Raw genomic sequence first — 15,134 nt, 5'->3', positions numbered from 1 at the left:
AAGCGCTGGAGGTGTCTGGCAAGATAGCGTTTTCGGACGTTAAACGATCAAGGACACGGCATGGCGCATCTGCTACGCATCGTGATGATTCACGGCCACCTGAACGGCGTGGTCGAACTCAGTGTGGACGGCCACACCAATATTTGCGGCACCAACGCCTCCGGTAAAACCACGCTACAGCGGCTGGTGCCGGTGTTTTACGGCGAATTACCCAACAAGGTAGTGCCCAAAACGCGTATGAAGTTCGACGCGTTCTACCTACCCAACCGCAACAGCTACCTGGTATACGAATACCGCCGCGAAGCAGGCAACGTGTGCCAGGCGGTGCTGACCCGCAAGCAGGAAGGCGGCGTGGAGTATCGCTTCGTCGGCGCGCCTTACCGCCCGGAAGACTACCTGGTAGAGACCGAGCAGGGACCGCTGGCGCTGGACTACACCCAGTGGGCCAGCGGGCTGCGCCGCAGTGGCACGCCAGTGTCGCCCAAGCTGGGCGCCACTTCCGAGTTCCGCTCGGTGATCCAGAACGACTTTACCCAGCTCCACGGCAACAGCCGCGATGGCCTGAAGCTGCGCCAGATCGCCGCCCAGTTCAGCCTGGTCAACCCCGAGCGGCGCATTCGCCATATCGAAAAGCTGGTCTCGGCGGTGCATGCCAAAGAGGGCAAGATGGACACCCTCAAGACCATGCTGGCGGCGATTTTCGAAGAGGACGGCGTCGAGCTGCCGGTTACTCGCATTCGTAGTGCCAAGGCCCGTGAGTGGATTCACCAGATGCGCCAATCCATGCGCCTGGAGCCGCTGCAGGCCGCGTTGGCCAAACTCTCCGGCATCGACCGTGAACTGGCCGAGCTTGATACCACCCTGTGGCAACTCAAACCCCAGCTGGCCGCCGACCGCGAACAGGCCCAGCGGCAGGTCGCCGACCTGGAAGGCGAACTCAACCGCCACCAGCGGGAGTTTCAGGCCGAAGAGCAGGCCTACGGCGAACGGCGGGATGCGCTCAACGACCAGCACAGCGAAGTGGCAAGCCAGCTGCAGCACGCCCAGCACCGCCTCAACGACCTGCAAACCCGCTTCGAGCAGTACGCTGAGGCCGACATGCCCGGCCTGGAGCGGGACATCAACGCGCTGCCCCAGTGGCGCGAACAGCGCGACCAGCTGCAGCAACACCTGCAAGTGATGCAGGACGCAGTGAAGGAAAGCCAGGCGCGCCTGGATGGCCGACTGCGCGAACTCTCGGAAAACCTCGCCCGCCAGACTCAAGAGAACCAGGAACTGATCGACGCGCTGGTGGAGGAGAAAGCCGAGCGCCGCGAGCAGCAGTGGCAAACCGAGCAGCAGCATAACGAGCGCTACCAGCAGGCCCGCCAGCGGCTGGAGAGCGAGTATCAGGCCCAGCTGGAGCTAGGCGTCGAGCAGCTGGCCGAGCTAAAGGCGCAGCTCGCCATGCCCAGCCAAACCCGCGAAGAAGCCCAGGAGGCTGAGCTGGCCCAGGCGCGGCTGGACGACGCCCAGCAGGCCCGCAGCGCGGCCGGGGCCACCCTGGAAGCGCTGCGCCGCGAGCTGGAAGCCCACAAGCGCGAACGCGACGCCGCCGAACAGCACTTGGTGCAGTGCCGCCAGCAGCGGGAGCGCGCCGAGCAGCACTGCTACACCCTTTACCAGCAGCAGACCCCCGAACAGGGCAGCCTGCGCCACTTCCTGCGCTACCACCGCCCCGGCTGGGAACAGCAGCTCGGTAAGGTGATCGCCCCGGAACTGCTGGAGCGCCGCGACCTCGCCCCCCAACTGGCCGACAACGCCAGCGACGACCTGTTCGGCCTGGCGCTGGATCTTTCCGCCATCGCGCTGCCCGACTACGCCCAGGACGAAGCCAGCCTGCTGGCCGCCATCGAGGAAGCCGAGAGCACCAAGGCCCGTGCCCACACCGCCTGCACCGCCGCTGAAAAGGCACTTAAGCAGCACAACGAGCGGGTACAGCAGGCCGATGACGCCCAGGACACCGCTCGCCTGGCCCCATCAGCGCGCCGAGCAGGAAGTGGAGTACGCCCTGGAAGCGCGCCGCCAGCAGCAGGCCCGCCACGCGGAAAGCCAGAAAGCCCGCCGTGCCCACATCGAAGCCGCCCTGGCCCGCCAGGAGCAGGCCCAAACCGAGCTGCGCGACGAGAAGCGCGACGCCCTGGCCGAGCTGGCCGAAACCCACCAGGGCCAACTGCTGGAGCTCAAGGCCGACGCCCAGAGCCAGCTCGATAGCCTCGATGCCCAGCTACGCACCTACAAACAGCAGCTTAGCGATGCCAACGCCGAACACCAGCGCCAGCGCGCCGAGCTGGAAGAGGCCTTCAGCCAGGAGCTGGCCGAACAGGGCGTCGACCCCGCCCAGCTCAAGGCCACGCGAACTCGCCTGGAAGCGCAGAACGAGTGCATTCGCAAAACCGCTGCCCGCCAGGAGGAGCTGGCCGAGTACCAGCGCTTCATGCGCATCGAGTGGGGCCAGCACAAACCCCAGCTGGTGGCGGAAGAGGCCGAGCTGGCCCAGCGCGACCAACAGCTCAAGCGCGACAAAGCGCATCTGAAAAACGCCTTCCACGCCGCCAGAGAGGCCCACCAGCAGGCGGTGAGCGACCTGAAGGCCCAGCGCGACAGCGCCCGTGGCACCCTGGAAGCCCTGACACCGCTGCTCAACCAGCTGGAAAGCCTGGAGCTGGTGGCCGAAGGCGCGCTGCTGGAAGCCAGCCTGGGCGATGTGGACGAACGCATCGAACGCACCCGCCAGGCCCTGGCCAGCCGCCACCAGCAGCTGGAGCAACTGCGCCGAGGCTGCCTGGACGTCGAAAGCCAACTGATCAAGGACGCCAGCAGCGGCTTTGCCGATGCCCTGCAAAGCGAGCGCGACAAGCTGCCCAGCGACAGCCCACGGCTACTACTGCCGCTTTTACGCGGCATGCTCAAACTGCTGGAAGACCAACAGCAGCAGCTGATTCAGGAAGGCCGCAACCTCAGCGACGACCTGGACAAGTTCTTCATCGTCTTCCGCGACCTGAACCGGCGCATCAGCGCCCAGAGCCGTCGGCTTTCGGAAGAGGTCGCCGACGACCTGCGCCTGGAAGGCATCACCAAGGCGGAAGTGCGCATTCAGTCCACCATTGACGAGCTGGGCTTTTGGGAGCCGCTCAAACTGTTCGCCCAGCGCTACAAGGCGTGGCGGGAGTCCGGCCAGACGCTGCCCAGCGACGACTACCTCAACGCCCTGGCCGACGTGGTCGATTTGCTGCGCAGCGACCAGCAGTACAGCTTCGAAAGCCTGCTGCGCCTGGAGCTGCACCTGAACGAAGGCGGCACGGACCTGGTGATCAAGAACGACCGCCAGTTGCTGGAGTCCTCCAGCCACGGCATGGCGTATCTGATTCTGTGCAAGTTCCTGCTCGCCTTTACCCGCCTGCTGCGTGGCGATGCGCACATCGCCATCCACTGGCCGATTGATGAGATCGGCACCCTGGCTTACCACAACGTCGAAAAACTGTTCGACGCCTGCGACAGCAACCGCATCCATATCGTCGGGGCCTTCCCCAACCCGGAATCCGACGTGCTGCTGCTGTTCGCCAACCGCTACCTCATCGAACGGGACGCCCAGCAACAGCGTCAGCTCAAGCGTATCGAGCCACGCCTCAGCGCGCTGGCGCAGAAAATCAAGCAGCGCCAACAGGAGGTGAGCGCATGATCGAACACGGCCCCCTGCTCGAACGCCTGCTGGCAGGTGACTTCGTCTGCGCCGTCAGCGACGACAACGCCTACCGGCACCTGGCCAACGAAGAGACCCGCGAGGCCATCGACGCCTACCTGCGCCCGCTCAACCGACGGCTGGCCAGCAACGAAGACGCCAGCGTCTACTATCTCGCCTGGCGGCAGCTCAGCGACACGGCGCGGGAGCAGCTCTCCCGCCAGCTCGCCGACACCGTCAACAGCCTGCTGCCCATGCTGGAGTGGCTACAACTGGTGCAGGAAGCGCTGGGCCGCGACGCCCTGGCCGCCCCTGGCGACGTGCTCAAACCCGCCGAGTTCAGCGCCAAGTGCGAAGACAACCAGAGCCTGCGCGAGCGTTTGGAACGGCTAGCCACGGACAACTTCTTTGGCTCCCAGAGCGACCAGCTGGATGCCCAGGTGAAGCAGATCTTCAAACGGCTGAAAGAGCACGGTTACCTGATGCAGCCCCACAGCGAACGCCAAGTGTTCGTGGTGACCGGCAAGATGGACTACCTGGTGGACGTGGTGCGCTTCATCCGCGACGAAGAGAATCTGCCCATCGATGCCGACGAGGACACCGGCACGCAGGAGGCCCTGCTGTGAGTCGGCGTGAGAACAGTGCTTTAGGCAATGGGGTGGGCAGTGGCGTGAGCGAGCTGGAGAGCCGCCTGCTGAAAACTGGCGCAGAACGCCTGGCGCTGCTGGGCAAGCACGCCGAACGGCTGATGCAGGCCTACACCCGCGACGACGTACCGCTGGAAGGCCTGAGCGACGGCGCGTTGCGCAAGCTGCTGGCCGCCCGGGTGCTATGGCGGCCCGACGAGCAGAGCGGCGTCAAACTCTCGCCCAAGGTGCGCGACCTGATCGCCGAAATGCTCGCCGACGAAACCCGCCGCCACGTCAATGCCGACGTGGCCGAAACCCTGGAGCTGATTCGTACCCAAGTAGATAGCTACCGAGAAGCCCGCAGCAAGGGCGAACACTGGCGCCAGGAGCAGCAGCTACTGCGCCTGCGCCAGGAGGTGGATGGCCTCAACGGCCGTTTCGCCGACGCCATCGATAGCCTGTGGCAGCGGCTCAACAGCGATTTCGGTTTCGTCAGCCAGCTCAACGACAAGATCCGCGAGAACGACCGCGCCCAAAAGCAGATCGTGCGGCTACTCGATGGCCTCGCGCTGATCGACTTCGACGAGCTGATCGCCCTGGTGGGTAGCGACGGCAGCCTGCGCAAGCTGCTCATCAGCCAGCTTCAGAACCGCCTGAGCCACCACTACACCAGCTTGAGGGAAGTGCAGCGGCGGCTGATCGAACTCATGGCCCGCTTCCGCAAGCAGCAGGCCCGCAGCCGTCTGATGACCGGCATGGCCGCCTTCCTGCGCGAACACCCGGGCTTTGTGCCCGGCAACTACGCCCAGCGCAGTGAGGTGCCAGCGCTGTTCAACCGCGCTGCACCGCTCAACCCCGCCGCCGCCCCCGCGCTGGACCACGCCCTGGATACCCGCGTTTTGGCCGAGCTGTTGCACGAGCTGCCCGCCCCACGCCACGCCGCACAAAACGTCGCGGTCGCCAACCCCGTTCAACCCGCCGAAGAGAGCCTGGCCGCCGCCCGCCAGCAGGCGCTCAAGCTGGACGTCGAACACTTCTACCTCGCGGTGCTCGACCAGCCGCCCGCCGAACCGGTCAGCGCCCTGGCCTACCTACAACAGAGCGGCCTAGAGTGGGCAGATGAAATCTGGCTGTTCCAGGTAATCGCCGAGTACCAAGGGCTGCCGCGCAGCGAACAGCAGGCCTTCCGCCTGCAGCAAGAGGAGAGCAAGGCCAGCACCTTTAATGACCTGCGGCTGATTCACGATGTGGCCCTGGCGGTGGCGGTATGAACCTGCCCAGCCGCGCACGCAACGGCCTTAACGGCGTCGCCCGCGAACTACTCCGCCAGCCCACGGTGGAGAAGCCCCGCCGCCAGTGGGTGGAAGACGTGGTGGCCTGGTGCCGCCAGCAGGATATCGACCTCGGCATGCGGCTTTCCAGCCAGGCCCTGCGCTTCGATGCCGAGCTGCTGGCACAGATCGATAGCGTTCTGGCCAGCGCCCACCTCGCCCCGCTGGGCCGCCCGCTCAGCGGCCTGAGCAGCGCCGCCCAGGCCAAAGAGGGCGTGGAAGAAGACAAAGCCACCCGCGAAAGCCCCCGCGCCTGGCGCATACTGCTCAGCCTGCCGCCGCAACCTACCCCAGGGCTTGCAAGCGAGCCGCGCTGCAGTCGCGACGTGGACGTTCGCCACCTCACGCTAGGAGCCTTCGGCGCGCTGGTACAGGTGGAAAACCTCGACAGCTTCTACGCTTTCAACCCGAACATCAGCGCCCTCAGCGGCTACGCCCAGCCGCTCATCGCCTACCGAGGCGACAGCCACTACGGCGGCGGCTTCGCCCACCTGGCCGAGATATGGCGCAAAACCCGCAGGCCGCACCTCTACGCAGGCGACTTCGACGCCAAGGGTGTCACCCTCGCGCTGGACAGCGGCGCCACGCACCTGCTGCTCCCCGACATAGCGTGGCTCACCCAACACGCCACCCCCCTGCACCAGCCCGCCGGGCAGCTCCCCTACCAACGGCGCCTGCGCCAACTCCACGTCAGCCTACCGCCCCAACACCCACTAAGGCCCTACCTCACGCTGCTGGAAAAACAGCGCGGCCTCAAACAGCAGTGGTTTGAGGGGGAATTGGTGGCGGTGGGGGTTGGTTAGCGGATTGCTTCTTGGCTGGGGTTGGCTGAGAGAATCAACCGTGCAGTGCTTTTCTTGCGGTACGCAGGGGGGAAAGCAAAACGCGCCAGCATGCGAATCTGAATATGCCGCTTATTTTCCCTTTGCCTTCAGGCGAATCAGTGGGATAGGGTCGATGGAGCTGGCTACATAACCTCAATGAATGAGCGCGCGCGTTTATTGGGGTTATACAGCGTTCCGTATAAGCACTGTTACAACATCATTTCTTCCGCTTTAGGTCGCGGTAGAAGTTTTCGTGTGACCCCAGGGCAATCAGTTCAAGGACAAGAGCACCATCATCAAAACTGTAACCCAGCAGCGTCAACTGCTTATTCATTTTGAACTTATGGACTCGCAGAAAGGCCAAATCCCCCTTCTTCTGCTCACCAATGTTGGGATTGGCCATTAAGTCCTTAACGGTCAAATCAAGGTCTTTTTTCTGGTTGGACTTGAGCTTCTTCACCGCTTTCTTGAATGTAGGGGTTTGTAATACACTGCTAGCCTTAACCAAAGTCGTAGGCCTCTAGCTTTCCGGCGTCTCGCTCGGCCTGCGCGATGATGGCTTGCCTTACAAACTCGTAGGGTAAGTCAGGGTTGTCTTCCATCATCTCGCCGATTTTTGCCCAATGCTCTATTTGTTTGGGCGGAGTTCGATTAAGCGCTTTGGCTATAATAGTAGCCTTCTCAATAAGTTTTTGATCTAAGCGAATGCTGTTCGTAGCCATTTGAACCTCCGAAGTTGAGTTTTCTAAATTGTAGCAATGTGCCACAATTGAAGCAAGTTGTAACAAGGCGCTGTTGTCGGACTGCTTTTCCGCTGACGCTACAAAGCAGCCGCAAAGCACGGCGTTAGGACTTTCACATGTTTAATTTATTCAAGCGCAAAGAACCAGATATTGCTGATGCTCTGACCAATCAGACCATTGGAGGGCAGTCCGTCTTGTATAGGCTCTTCCTGGAGGAGGTCGGCTGCGAGGACTCTACTGTCCGCCGATTGGAATTGACTTACTTTGCTGCAACGATAATGACATTCGTTTATTTGCGGTTTGGTAAGCAATCGAATCGAGAAGAAATCTTGGATAGCTTCACTCGGAATATCCTTGCCAAGAGCATTCCATCCTCAAGAGAGGATGTCTCGTTCAACCAAGTAGTAAACGAATATCAAGGTCGCTTTGCCGAATACAACACGATGCTACCGCTACTCTTCAGCCCAAATGAATCCAGTAGCGGTAATCCTGCGGCAACGCTCCTGATGCATGCGTTTGAGTGTGTCACTCAGTCAAGCGCCCGTAGTCACATGGTTCATATTGTTGCGGCATCAGGGTTGATCCAAGAGTTCGTGCTAGACCACATTGATTTCGTCAAACAGAAACTATGAATAACCGTCCTAACACGTCGCTCCAGCCGACGTCAGGCCGCAATGCGGCCTCCCTCGGCTGAGCTAGGCGTTATGCGCTTTGACACCTGATACGTTACAGGGTACATTCAAGGAATGATTCGAAGCTTCAAACACAAGGGCTTGGCAAAATTCTTCAAGTCCGGCAGTACTGCAGGGATTCAGGCCGCTCATGAAAAGAGGCTTCGGCTAATTCTCGGTAGATTGAATGCAGCATCGAATGCCAAAGATATGGACTTACCCGGTCTTCGCTTGCATGAGCTCTCTGGCAATCGTGCCGGAATCTGGTCAGTGACCGTCAGCGGTAACTGGCGAGTGACCTTCCGGTTCGAAGACGGAGATGCCGAGATTGTGAACTACGAAGATTATCACTGAGGTACCGCCAATGTTAATGCACAACCCTCCGCACCCGGGTGAAGTGCTGCGAGAGCTTTGTCTTGAGCCCCTTGGCCTTTCTGTCACAGCAGCAGCAGAGGCATTGGGCGTTAGCCGCAAAACGCTGAGTGCCGTGTTGAATGGCAAGGCCGGCATTAGTCCAGAAATGGCGATCCGGCTCTCTATCGCTTTCGATACCTCGGCAGAAAGCTGGCTAAATCAGCAGTCCCAATATGAACTTTGGCATGCTGAACAACATCGCAAAGAGCTCAACGTGAAGAAGCTTGTTGCAGCCTGAGGCAGCACATAACCAGGCCATGCACCGGATGCCAAAACCTCCGCTTCGCTGCGGTTCTGTCACCGGTGATGGCGGGCGTTATGCAGTCATTCCTTCGTCTCGTTGACAAGCGTCACGTGACGAAATACACTTTGTTTCATGATCAAATCCTTCGCTGACAAACGAACCCAAGAACTCTACGCCAAGGGCAAGTCAAAGAAATTTCCTGCGGATGTTGCACCGAGAGCCGCTAGAAAACTTGAATACGTGGATCTGGCCGTACAGCTTGAGGATTTGAAAGTGCCGCCCGGCAATCGCCTTCACCCACTGTCGGGAAACAGGCAGGGGCAGCACGCAATTTCAATCAATGATCAGTGGCGTATCTGTTTTCGTTTTGAAGGTGGCGATGCGTATGAAGTCGAAGTGTGTGACTACCACTGAGTGAGGTGATGACCATGGCTATTCTTAATACTGCTGGCATGCAGCGCAAACCGACTCATCCTGGCGAAATGCTGAGGGAAGACTTTCTTCCGGACTATGGTCTGACGGTTTCGGGGTTGGCCGAATCTTTGGGTGTCTCTCGTCAGTCAGTGAATGAACTATTGCGGGAACGCCGTGCTGTCAGCCCTGAAATGGCGCTCAGGCTTGCGCGTTTGTTTGGTAACTCGCCAGAATTCTGGCTGAACGCACAGCGGTCTGTTGATCTTTGGACTGCTGCGCAGTCGGTCAAGGAAGAAGTGGATCGAATCAAGCCGCTACATGCTGCATAACCAAGCCATGCACCGGATGCCAAAACCTCCGCTTCGCTCTGGTTTTGTCACCGGTGATGGTGGGCGTTAGCACCTCATGTCCGACGACTGTCGTTTACATCATCCGCAAGCCAAGCCTTGATCAGCGATTGATAAGGCATGTCCCGCTTGTTGGCTTCGATCTTGATCCGATCAAGCAGAGTTTCCGGCAACCGGAGTGAGATGGTCTTGGTTGATGGTTTCAGCTTCGGGAACGATGCCGGCTTGGCCTGGCTCCAATCCAGGTAGTCGGTGGAATCGTGAGTTTCCCAGAATTCCCGTTCTTCTGCTTCAGTTTTGAACTCAGGCATCTTTTTTGGCTTGCTCATAAACAGCCCTCTCTTTTCGGTGCATGTCGCGAGCGGAAATCACCCGAATCAGCGTACCGTTCTGCCTCAGTGTGAACGTGATGTGGAGCAATCTCTCGTCATCTGTTTCACCAAGAGCATGAAAACGGGCCTCAGTCTGGCTGTGTTTGGAATCCTCCAACACCAGAAGCGGCTCATTAAAGAAAATTTCTTCCGCTTCGGACTGGTTTACGCCATGTTTCTCCACGTTTTTTCGGGAGTTGCCTTCGTCCCAGTCAAAGCCAGTAACTTGTGCCCAATTGATCATAAAAGTATATTATCAGCATATACGCAGGCGTCAACAAGTGCTAACCAATGCAGGCACGGCGACGCCCACTACATTGCGCCCTCGGCTCCATTTCGTGGGCGCGCATGCTGCAGCGGTACGCACCAACAAAGTTTAGCTATGGCAAAAGTTAAGAAACAGCTCACTCCGGCCCAAAAGAGTGCAAAGAAAGCCGCGCAAGCAGATCGGCAAAGGAAGTACCAGTGGGTCTTTATGAACGGTAAGCAAGCCAGAATAAAGCGGCCACCAACTGTGGATGGCATGCCTGTAGACCAGTTCATTGAGGAGAATGCTGATCCGGTATGGCTCCACCAGAACGAGCTATGGGAGCTGATGCCGATTGAAGACGATCTTTTTGGTTCTGAGCCGTCTACGGAATCAAGTGAAACAGAAGATGAGAACGGAATACCATTTTGACTTGGGTCACAGGTATTTAGTTGAGCAGTGCTAACCAGTCGCTCAAGTACGTTCCCGGCCTGACGGCCGTCCACCGGATGCCCTTGTCAGGGCACCGCTTAGTTTCGCGTTAGCTGTGATTGCCCCACCTGAAGAGTGATACTATAGTGTCACTATTAGTCTGATTTAGGGTGAGCCCATGAAAGTTGAGCTTGTTACGAACCTCAAGCGCCAAGCCACAAAGATTCTGGCAGATCTGCACTTGTCTAAGGAGCCGATACTGATCACGGAGCATGGTCAGCCATCGGCATATCTTGTCGATGTGCAGGATTATGAGTTTATGCAGCGCCGACTTGAGCTGCTTGAGGGGCTATCACGGGGAGAGCGTGCTGTACTTGAGGGAAGAACGTACAGCCAAAGTGAGGCCAGGGAGAAAATGAGTAAATGGCTGAAGTAATCTGGACGGAGCCTGCCCTTCAAGAACTGGATGCCATAGCTGAGTACATTGCTCTGGATAATCCTGTTGCCGCAAGTCATCTGGTCCAGGAAGTTTTCGATAAGACCGAGCGTTTGGAAGATTTTCCCCAATCCGGACGGATTCCTCCAGAACTCCCTAATTCAGTATACAGGGAGGTAGTGGTTCCACCGTGTCGCATTTTTTTATCGTGAGGATGATCAGCGAGTTCTCATTCTCTATGTTATGCGAGAGGAGCGACAGCTTCGGGCGTACATGCTTGGGAACAGCTAACCAGGCGCGTCACTGGGATGCCTTTGTCTCCGCTTCGCTACGTCAAAGTCACCGGTGCGCTTCGGCGTTATGTTTCTTTACTGCACCTGTTAACTGGTGCTATTAATGGCACCAAATCGTTGGCTGGGTAATCACTATGCAAGTGAAATTTTCCGAGGATGTCATTCCTCTATCAGACCTTAAAATCAATCCCGGAAAGGTGGTTGGTCGAGCGCAGGACACGCATCGTCCAATCCTGCTCACCAGCCGTGGCCGCGGCATAGCTGTTGTTCAGGGGCTCGAGGATTATGAGAGAACCGCAGAGGAATTGAGGTTTGTAAAGGCGGTGGCGCGGGGGCTTATGGATGTTCGCGAGGGCAACACCGTATCGTTGGAGGACGCCAAGAAAACGTTGGGTATCAAGTAAATGGAACTACGCTTAGCACAGTCTGCTCTCGAGGACTTACAGGCTATTCAGGAGTATTACAAAGAGCAGGATGTGCCACATATCGGTGATGATTTCGTGGCTGCTATCCTAGAGCACTGTGAAATGCTTCAAATCCACCCGGATGCTGGCCGAGTTGTTCCTGAATTCAACATGGATCATATTCGTGAATTGATTCACGCGCCGTTTCGAGTTGTCTATCTCAGGCAGGCTAAAGAGGTTCTGCTTATACGAGTCTGGCGGAGTGAGAGGCAGCTCGAATTACCAGCAAACGAAACATAACATTGCGGAGGCTGTGAAACGGCATAAACAGGAGAAGTGGCTGAAAGAGAATGCCAAAGCTCTGGCAAGTTCGAACGCATACGTTGAAGCTAACGGTTTGCCTCTCGCGCGGCACCGTCAATTCTGATGGCCCGCTTCGGCATGAGCGTCTAACATGATGGCTTTGCCTCCATGAGGTTGCCGCATCCTGCCAGTGTTAAAAGCCGGTGATCGCCAGGTCCAGAGCCCCGATAATTAGGTCTCTAACATGCGAGAGAGAGCCGATGGGATTCCGTAGATGTTTTTCAGGCACCGACGAAATCTGTGGCGTTAACAGCAATAGCGCCTGATCGCCAAAGCTGATTTCAGGAGTGAGTCCTTGCATGGTGTCGTTGCCGAAGGCGGAACGGTTTCCCAGCGGGATGACGATGCGGGTGGTCAGTTCGCTTAGCAAACTGCTTTGAACATCCACAAGGTAGGGGTAGTGCGCTTTGCTGGTTTTGCTTGGGTTGGGGTATACGTCGAACTGTGCCATTAAAACTCCCTGAATTCGTCGCCAAAGCATCCGTGTCGTTCGACAAAATCGTTATAACTTTTTATCGCAGCTCGATTTTCTTCGACCCATTGCTGCGCTTCGCATTGGGAAAGCTCTTCTTTCAGCGCTCGCTCCAGGGTGGCAGACAGGTTAATGTTCAATTCACGTGTCCTGCGCAGCAGGTCGCTATTGATGGAGAGATTCGCTGCTTTTTTGGGTGCGGCTGCATCGTAGAGTTCGGCCATCGTCGCCTCCTGGTGGCTCTTGATGTATAGTCTGATTTTATGCGCATGGAAATGCGCATTCAAGCATGCCTCGTTGCTTCGAACGCCATCCCTTCAAGCTCATTGTTGACTCGTCAATCAGATATGAACCTACTCTTCCTCGGCACCTCCGCCGGAGTCCCAACCAAAACAAGAAACGTGTCTGGCGTCGCTTTGCATGAAAGCAAGGGCAAGGGTTGGTATCTGGTCGATTGTGGCGAGGGCACGCAGCATCAGGTGTTGCACACCAAGCTGACGTTTCATTCGCTGAAGGCCATTTTGATTACCCATGTGCACGGCGACCACTGCTACGGGCTGCCGGGCATTCTGGCCAGTGCGGCCATGGGTGGGCGCACGGCGCCGCTGCCCCTTGTGGCCCCCAAGGGTATCCAAACCTGGCTGGAAGCCACCTGTGCGGTCACCCAGCTTTGCCTGCTCTTCGCGCTGGAATTCAGATGAATGAACCCAAAGGAGATACCCCATGCAAAAGGTAAGAATCGACCTAGTATCTGATGTGGCCTGCCCGTGGTGCGCCATTGGCTACCGACGCTTGGAGCAGGCGTTAGAGACACTCAAGGGCGAGATCGACGTCGAGCTGGTCTGGCAGCCTTTCGAACTGAATCGGGACATGCCGCCCGAGGGCGAGCCGATTCTGGAGCATCTATGCCGCAAGTACGGCAAGGACGCGGCCACCATGGAACAGTCCCAGCGCGAGATCATGGCTGCCGCCGAAGCGCTTGGCCTGAATTTCCGTGGCGCGCTGGAGCGCCGAGCGAACAACACCTTCGCCGCGCACCGTGTGCTGGCCTGGGCCGGCACGCAGCATCAGGAAACGGCGCTTCAACTGGCGCTTTTCGAGGCCTACTTCGGCGAGGCGAAAAATCCCGCCGACCCCTTGGTGCTTCGCGAAAAAGCTATCGAGGTGGGGCTGGATGGCGACACCGCCGAGGCCATCGCTCGCTCCGATCAGTACACCGAAGAAGTGCGTGAAGCCGAGCAGCGCTTTATGGACATGGGCGTCAGTGCCGTGCCTGCATTTATTCTCGATGGCCGCTACCTGATTTCCGGCGCCCAGCCCACCGATGTGCTGGTCGATGCGCTGCGTCAGGTGGCTGAAGAGAACGCCAGCGGCTAATGTGTGAAAAGCGCTGCCTGAAGTATGTGGTATCGGGATCCGGTGGGCGACGAAGGTCTGCGCTGCTGGCTGACAGTCGTGTTTACCGGAGATCTGGAGTAGCCAGATGGAGCTTTCACAGCCAACAATGCAACGAGTAAGGGAGTCATGATGCAAAGGATGCAAGTGCGCCCGCTGATGGCTAGTTTGTTGGCGCTATTGGGGTTATGGATGGCACTACGTCCACTACCGGATGCCGCCGTTTCTCTGTTGATCGCTCTGGCTGGCCAAGAGGACATTTCTTCAAGCGTATTGATGGCTCAGTTTGTGCATTTTTTTTAGCAATACTCTGATCGGGCTGAGTCTTATTCTGTGGCGTGAGGCATTGAGCCGATGGCTGGTGCCGCAAGGGGCAGGTGTATTGGTAAGCCCCCGGGCCTGCATGGCGGTGGGGACAGCGCTCATGGGTATTTATTTTATCGCTGCTGGCACGGTGCTGTTGGGGGAGTTTCTCGCGCAACAGCGGCCAAACGCTAGCGCTTACTTGTTAGGGCGTGGGGGGACTTCTGTGGTCGTGGGAGCCGTTTTGCTTTTAAGCTCAGCGGGGGGCAGCCGGTTATGGGCGCTACTGTTAAAACTGCGAAGTGCCGGATGGCGGTAAGCATGTGAGCCTCTGATAGAGTCCGGAGCCTTGTCTGCTGCCTTCGCAATACACTCTCTTTCTTGTGACCAGAAGGTGGAAGTGCATCCATGAAAACCATCGGCTTGATCGGCGGCATGAGCTGGGAGTCCACTCAAACCTACTACCGCCTCGTCAACCAGCATGTGCGCACGGCGCTGGGCGGGCTGCACTCTGCCAGGGTGGTGCTGTACAGCGCGGATTTTGCCGAGATAGAGGCGCTGCAGCATCAGGGTAACTGGCAGGCGACTGCCGAGATATTGGCAGCGGCGGTCTCCATTCCGCTATTGCATATCGCCGATGCCACGGCCCAGGTGCTGCAACGCCAGGGCATTGCCTGCGTAGGTTTGCTGGGCACGCGGTTTACCATGGAACAGGCGTTTTATCAGCGTCAGGAAAAGATCGGCTATAACGATGCCAGCGCGTTCCTAACACAGTTAAAGAAGCAGCCGGACACCGCCTTTCTAGCCGAGGTTAGTTCGGTGCCACTGCAACAATGCTTGCGCCATCAACAAAGTGCGTTCAAGCATTTCTTTGCCAAGCGGGCGCGGTACCCCAGCTTTAAATCGAAGAAGCACCGGCAGTCAGCCACCTTTGCCAGTTCGGCATTTTCGTACCGTGACGGGCAGATCACGCTCGCCAAGTGCCGTGAACCGCTAAACATCCGCTGGAGCCGCGACCTGCCTGCGGCACCGAGCACAGTGACGGTATCCAAGGATGCAGCAGGCCGTTACTTCATTAGC

Annotated in this window: 22 protein-coding genes and 3 pseudogenes; 19 read left to right on the top strand and 6 right to left on the bottom strand. The window is 58.3% G+C overall.

Annotated elements, in window-relative coordinates:
* The first annotated feature begins 60 nt into the window (after nt 1-60).
* From A3220_RS18250 to A3220_RS03265, 4 genes and pseudogenes are all read left to right on the top strand, one after another.
* Nucleotides 61-3,721: pseudogene (locus A3220_RS18250) on the top strand (ATP-binding protein).
* Nucleotides 3,718-4,347, top strand: coding sequence for a hypothetical protein (locus A3220_RS03275; protein ID WP_062362328.1), 630 nt, complete (start codon nt 3,718-3,720; stop codon nt 4,345-4,347). Before A3220_RS18250 ends, A3220_RS03275 begins: the two are co-directional and overlap by 4 nt.
* Nucleotides 4,344-5,621 carry a hypothetical protein gene (locus A3220_RS03270; protein WP_062373140.1) on the top strand — a complete coding sequence of 426 codons (1,278 nt, stop codon included), beginning with the start codon at nt 4,344-4,346 and terminating at the stop codon, nt 5,619-5,621. The genes A3220_RS03275 and A3220_RS03270 overlap by 4 nt, the downstream gene beginning before the upstream one ends.
* A complete protein-coding gene (locus A3220_RS03265; RefSeq protein WP_062373138.1) occupies nt 5,618-6,484 on the top strand; it encodes a hypothetical protein in 867 nt (288 codons plus the stop codon). The genes A3220_RS03270 and A3220_RS03265 overlap by 4 nt, the downstream gene beginning before the upstream one ends.
* Nucleotides 6,485-6,722: 238 nt before the next feature.
* Here the strand turns inward: A3220_RS03265 and A3220_RS03260 are convergent, their stop codons facing one another.
* Nucleotides 6,723-7,013 carry a type II toxin-antitoxin system RelE/ParE family toxin gene (locus A3220_RS03260; RefSeq protein ID WP_062373134.1) on the bottom strand — a complete coding sequence of 97 codons (291 nt, stop codon included), beginning with the start codon at nt 7,011-7,013 and terminating at the stop codon, nt 6,723-6,725.
* Nucleotides 7,006-7,227, bottom strand: coding sequence for a hypothetical protein (locus tag A3220_RS03255; protein WP_062373131.1), 222 nt, complete (start codon nt 7,225-7,227; stop codon nt 7,006-7,008). Before A3220_RS03255 ends, A3220_RS03260 begins: the two co-directional genes overlap by 8 nt.
* Nucleotides 7,228-7,364: 137 nt before the next feature.
* Between A3220_RS03255 and A3220_RS03250 the strand changes: the two genes are divergently transcribed.
* The 5 genes from A3220_RS03250 (at nt 7,365) to A3220_RS03230 (ending at nt 9,320) form a co-directional block, all read left to right on the top strand.
* Nucleotides 7,365-7,880: a hypothetical protein gene (locus tag A3220_RS03250; protein WP_062373128.1), complete on the top strand. Its 516-nt coding sequence runs from the start codon at nt 7,365-7,367 to the stop codon at nt 7,878-7,880.
* Nucleotides 7,881-7,994: 114 nt separating this feature from the next.
* Complete coding sequence (locus tag A3220_RS03245) at nt 7,995-8,273, top strand: type II toxin-antitoxin system RelE/ParE family toxin (RefSeq protein ID WP_008174254.1); 279 nt, start codon at nt 7,995-7,997, stop codon at nt 8,271-8,273.
* Nucleotides 8,274-8,283: 10 nt separating this feature from the next.
* On the top strand, nt 8,284-8,571 hold the full coding sequence (locus A3220_RS03240) for a HigA family addiction module antitoxin (protein ID WP_036148342.1): 288 nt from the start codon (nt 8,284-8,286) through the stop codon (nt 8,569-8,571).
* Between the two features lie 138 nt (nt 8,572-8,709).
* Nucleotides 8,710-8,991, top strand: coding sequence for a type II toxin-antitoxin system RelE/ParE family toxin (locus A3220_RS03235; protein WP_054641815.1), 282 nt, complete (start codon nt 8,710-8,712; stop codon nt 8,989-8,991).
* Between the two features lie 14 nt (nt 8,992-9,005).
* The gene (locus tag A3220_RS03230; RefSeq protein WP_008174257.1) at nt 9,006-9,320 is read left to right on the top strand and encodes a HigA family addiction module antitoxin; all 315 of its coding nucleotides are present in this window, start codon (nt 9,006-9,008) and stop codon (nt 9,318-9,320) included.
* A 74-nt stretch (nt 9,321-9,394) separates the two neighbouring features.
* Here A3220_RS03230 and A3220_RS03225 read toward each other — a convergent pair whose 3' ends face one another.
* Together A3220_RS03225 and A3220_RS03220 are read right to left on the bottom strand one after the other, a co-directional pair.
* Nucleotides 9,395-9,667, bottom strand: a complete 273-nt coding sequence (locus tag A3220_RS03225) for a BrnA antitoxin family protein (RefSeq protein ID WP_054641814.1) — start codon at nt 9,665-9,667, stop codon at nt 9,395-9,397.
* Complete coding sequence (locus tag A3220_RS03220; RefSeq protein WP_054641813.1) at nt 9,642-9,953, bottom strand: BrnT family toxin; 312 nt, start codon at nt 9,951-9,953, stop codon at nt 9,642-9,644. The genes A3220_RS03225 and A3220_RS03220 overlap by 26 nt, the downstream gene beginning before the upstream one ends.
* A 138-nt stretch (nt 9,954-10,091) precedes the next feature.
* Between A3220_RS03220 and A3220_RS03215 the strand changes: the two genes are divergently transcribed.
* The 6 genes from A3220_RS03215 (at nt 10,092) to A3220_RS17775 (ending at nt 11,948) form a co-directional block, all read left to right on the top strand.
* Nucleotides 10,092-10,388: a hypothetical protein gene (locus A3220_RS03215; protein WP_054641812.1), complete on the top strand. Its 297-nt coding sequence runs from the start codon at nt 10,092-10,094 to the stop codon at nt 10,386-10,388.
* A gap of 178 nt (nt 10,389-10,566) precedes the next feature.
* Entirely contained in the window at nt 10,567-10,824 is a 258-nt protein-coding gene (locus tag A3220_RS03210) for a type II toxin-antitoxin system Phd/YefM family antitoxin (protein ID WP_022992576.1), read from the top strand.
* Entirely contained in the window at nt 10,812-11,036 is a 225-nt protein-coding gene (locus tag A3220_RS16760; RefSeq protein WP_252860412.1) for a type II toxin-antitoxin system RelE/ParE family toxin, read from the top strand. Before A3220_RS03210 ends, A3220_RS16760 begins: the two co-directional genes overlap by 13 nt.
* A gap of 215 nt (nt 11,037-11,251) precedes the next feature.
* Nucleotides 11,252-11,521, top strand: a complete 270-nt coding sequence (locus A3220_RS03205; RefSeq protein ID WP_022990375.1) for a type II toxin-antitoxin system Phd/YefM family antitoxin — start codon at nt 11,252-11,254, stop codon at nt 11,519-11,521.
* Nucleotides 11,522-11,821 (top strand): type II toxin-antitoxin system RelE/ParE family toxin, encoded by a 300-nt coding sequence (locus A3220_RS03200; protein ID WP_062373125.1) that lies wholly within the window; start codon nt 11,522-11,524, stop codon nt 11,819-11,821.
* The gene (locus A3220_RS17775) at nt 11,784-11,948 is read left to right on the top strand and encodes a type II toxin-antitoxin system CcdA family antitoxin (RefSeq protein ID WP_269474860.1); all 165 of its coding nucleotides are present in this window, start codon (nt 11,784-11,786) and stop codon (nt 11,946-11,948) included. Before A3220_RS03200 ends, A3220_RS17775 begins: the two co-directional genes overlap by 38 nt.
* Nucleotides 11,949-12,017: 69 nt before the next feature.
* On the opposite strand, the gene A3220_RS03195 is transcribed toward A3220_RS17775, so the two are convergent.
* Together A3220_RS03195 and A3220_RS03190 are read right to left on the bottom strand one after the other, a co-directional pair.
* Nucleotides 12,018-12,335, bottom strand: coding sequence for a CcdB family protein (locus tag A3220_RS03195; protein ID WP_062373121.1), 318 nt, complete (start codon nt 12,333-12,335; stop codon nt 12,018-12,020).
* Nucleotides 12,335-12,580: a type II toxin-antitoxin system CcdA family antitoxin gene (locus A3220_RS03190; RefSeq protein WP_062373118.1), complete on the bottom strand. Its 246-nt coding sequence runs from the start codon at nt 12,578-12,580 to the stop codon at nt 12,335-12,337. The genes A3220_RS03195 and A3220_RS03190 overlap by 1 nt, the downstream gene beginning before the upstream one ends.
* Nucleotides 12,581-12,703: 123 nt before the next feature.
* Here A3220_RS03190 and A3220_RS03185 point away from each other — a divergent pair.
* From A3220_RS03185 to A3220_RS17765, 4 genes and pseudogenes are all read left to right on the top strand, one after another.
* Nucleotides 12,704-13,051, top strand: a pseudogene (locus A3220_RS03185) (MBL fold metallo-hydrolase); the annotation flags it as partial.
* Between the two features lie 28 nt (nt 13,052-13,079).
* The gene (locus A3220_RS03180; RefSeq protein ID WP_062373116.1) at nt 13,080-13,733 is read left to right on the top strand and encodes a DsbA family oxidoreductase; all 654 of its coding nucleotides are present in this window, start codon (nt 13,080-13,082) and stop codon (nt 13,731-13,733) included.
* A gap of 147 nt (nt 13,734-13,880) precedes the next feature.
* Nucleotides 13,881-14,054, top strand: a complete 174-nt coding sequence (locus tag A3220_RS17770; protein WP_252860411.1) for a hypothetical protein — start codon at nt 13,881-13,883, stop codon at nt 14,052-14,054.
* Between the two features lie 408 nt (nt 14,055-14,462).
* Nucleotides 14,463-15,134 (top strand): annotated as a pseudogene (locus A3220_RS17765) (hypothetical protein); the annotation flags it as partial.

The sequence above is a fragment of the Halomonas sp. KX33721 genome, assembly GCF_001596805.1.
In the GTDB taxonomy this organism is placed as follows: Bacteria; Pseudomonadota; Gammaproteobacteria; order Pseudomonadales; family Halomonadaceae; genus Vreelandella; species Vreelandella aquamarina.
The sequence above is the reverse complement of the archived record's forward strand: the minus strand, read 5'-3'. Positions and strand labels throughout refer to the sequence as shown.

Coding starts and splice junctions, on each gene's coding strand:
- A3220_RS03240 (WP_036148342.1), top strand. CDS start 8,284: ATGTTAATGCACAACCCTCCGCACCCGGGTGAAGTGCTGCGAGAGCTT.
- A3220_RS03255 (WP_062373131.1), bottom strand. CDS start 7,227: ATGGCTACGAACAGCATTCGCTTAGATCAAAAACTTATTGAGAAGGCT.
- A3220_RS03190 (WP_062373118.1), bottom strand. CDS start 12,580: ATGGCCGAACTCTACGATGCAGCCGCACCCAAAAAAGCAGCGAATCTC.
- A3220_RS03220 (WP_054641813.1), bottom strand. CDS start 9,953: ATGATCAATTGGGCACAAGTTACTGGCTTTGACTGGGACGAAGGCAAC.
- A3220_RS03235 (WP_054641815.1), top strand. CDS start 8,710: ATGATCAAATCCTTCGCTGACAAACGAACCCAAGAACTCTACGCCAAG.
- A3220_RS03230 (WP_008174257.1), top strand. CDS start 9,006: ATGGCTATTCTTAATACTGCTGGCATGCAGCGCAAACCGACTCATCCT.
- A3220_RS16760 (WP_252860412.1), top strand. CDS start 10,812: ATGGCTGAAGTAATCTGGACGGAGCCTGCCCTTCAAGAACTGGATGCC.
- A3220_RS03245 (WP_008174254.1), top strand. CDS start 7,995: ATGATTCGAAGCTTCAAACACAAGGGCTTGGCAAAATTCTTCAAGTCC.
- A3220_RS03225 (WP_054641814.1), bottom strand. CDS start 9,667: ATGAGCAAGCCAAAAAAGATGCCTGAGTTCAAAACTGAAGCAGAAGAA.
- A3220_RS03215 (WP_054641812.1), top strand. CDS start 10,092: ATGGCAAAAGTTAAGAAACAGCTCACTCCGGCCCAAAAGAGTGCAAAG.
- A3220_RS03195 (WP_062373121.1), bottom strand. CDS start 12,335: ATGGCACAGTTCGACGTATACCCCAACCCAAGCAAAACCAGCAAAGCG.
- A3220_RS03275 (WP_062362328.1), top strand. CDS start 3,718: ATGATCGAACACGGCCCCCTGCTCGAACGCCTGCTGGCAGGTGACTTC.
- A3220_RS03250 (WP_062373128.1), top strand. CDS start 7,365: ATGTTTAATTTATTCAAGCGCAAAGAACCAGATATTGCTGATGCTCTG.
- A3220_RS17770 (WP_252860411.1), top strand. CDS start 13,881: ATGATGCAAAGGATGCAAGTGCGCCCGCTGATGGCTAGTTTGTTGGCG.
- A3220_RS03200 (WP_062373125.1), top strand. CDS start 11,522: ATGGAACTACGCTTAGCACAGTCTGCTCTCGAGGACTTACAGGCTATT.
- A3220_RS03205 (WP_022990375.1), top strand. CDS start 11,252: ATGCAAGTGAAATTTTCCGAGGATGTCATTCCTCTATCAGACCTTAAA.
- A3220_RS03180 (WP_062373116.1), top strand. CDS start 13,080: ATGCAAAAGGTAAGAATCGACCTAGTATCTGATGTGGCCTGCCCGTGG.
- A3220_RS03210 (WP_022992576.1), top strand. CDS start 10,567: ATGAAAGTTGAGCTTGTTACGAACCTCAAGCGCCAAGCCACAAAGATT.
- A3220_RS03265 (WP_062373138.1), top strand. CDS start 5,618: ATGAACCTGCCCAGCCGCGCACGCAACGGCCTTAACGGCGTCGCCCGC.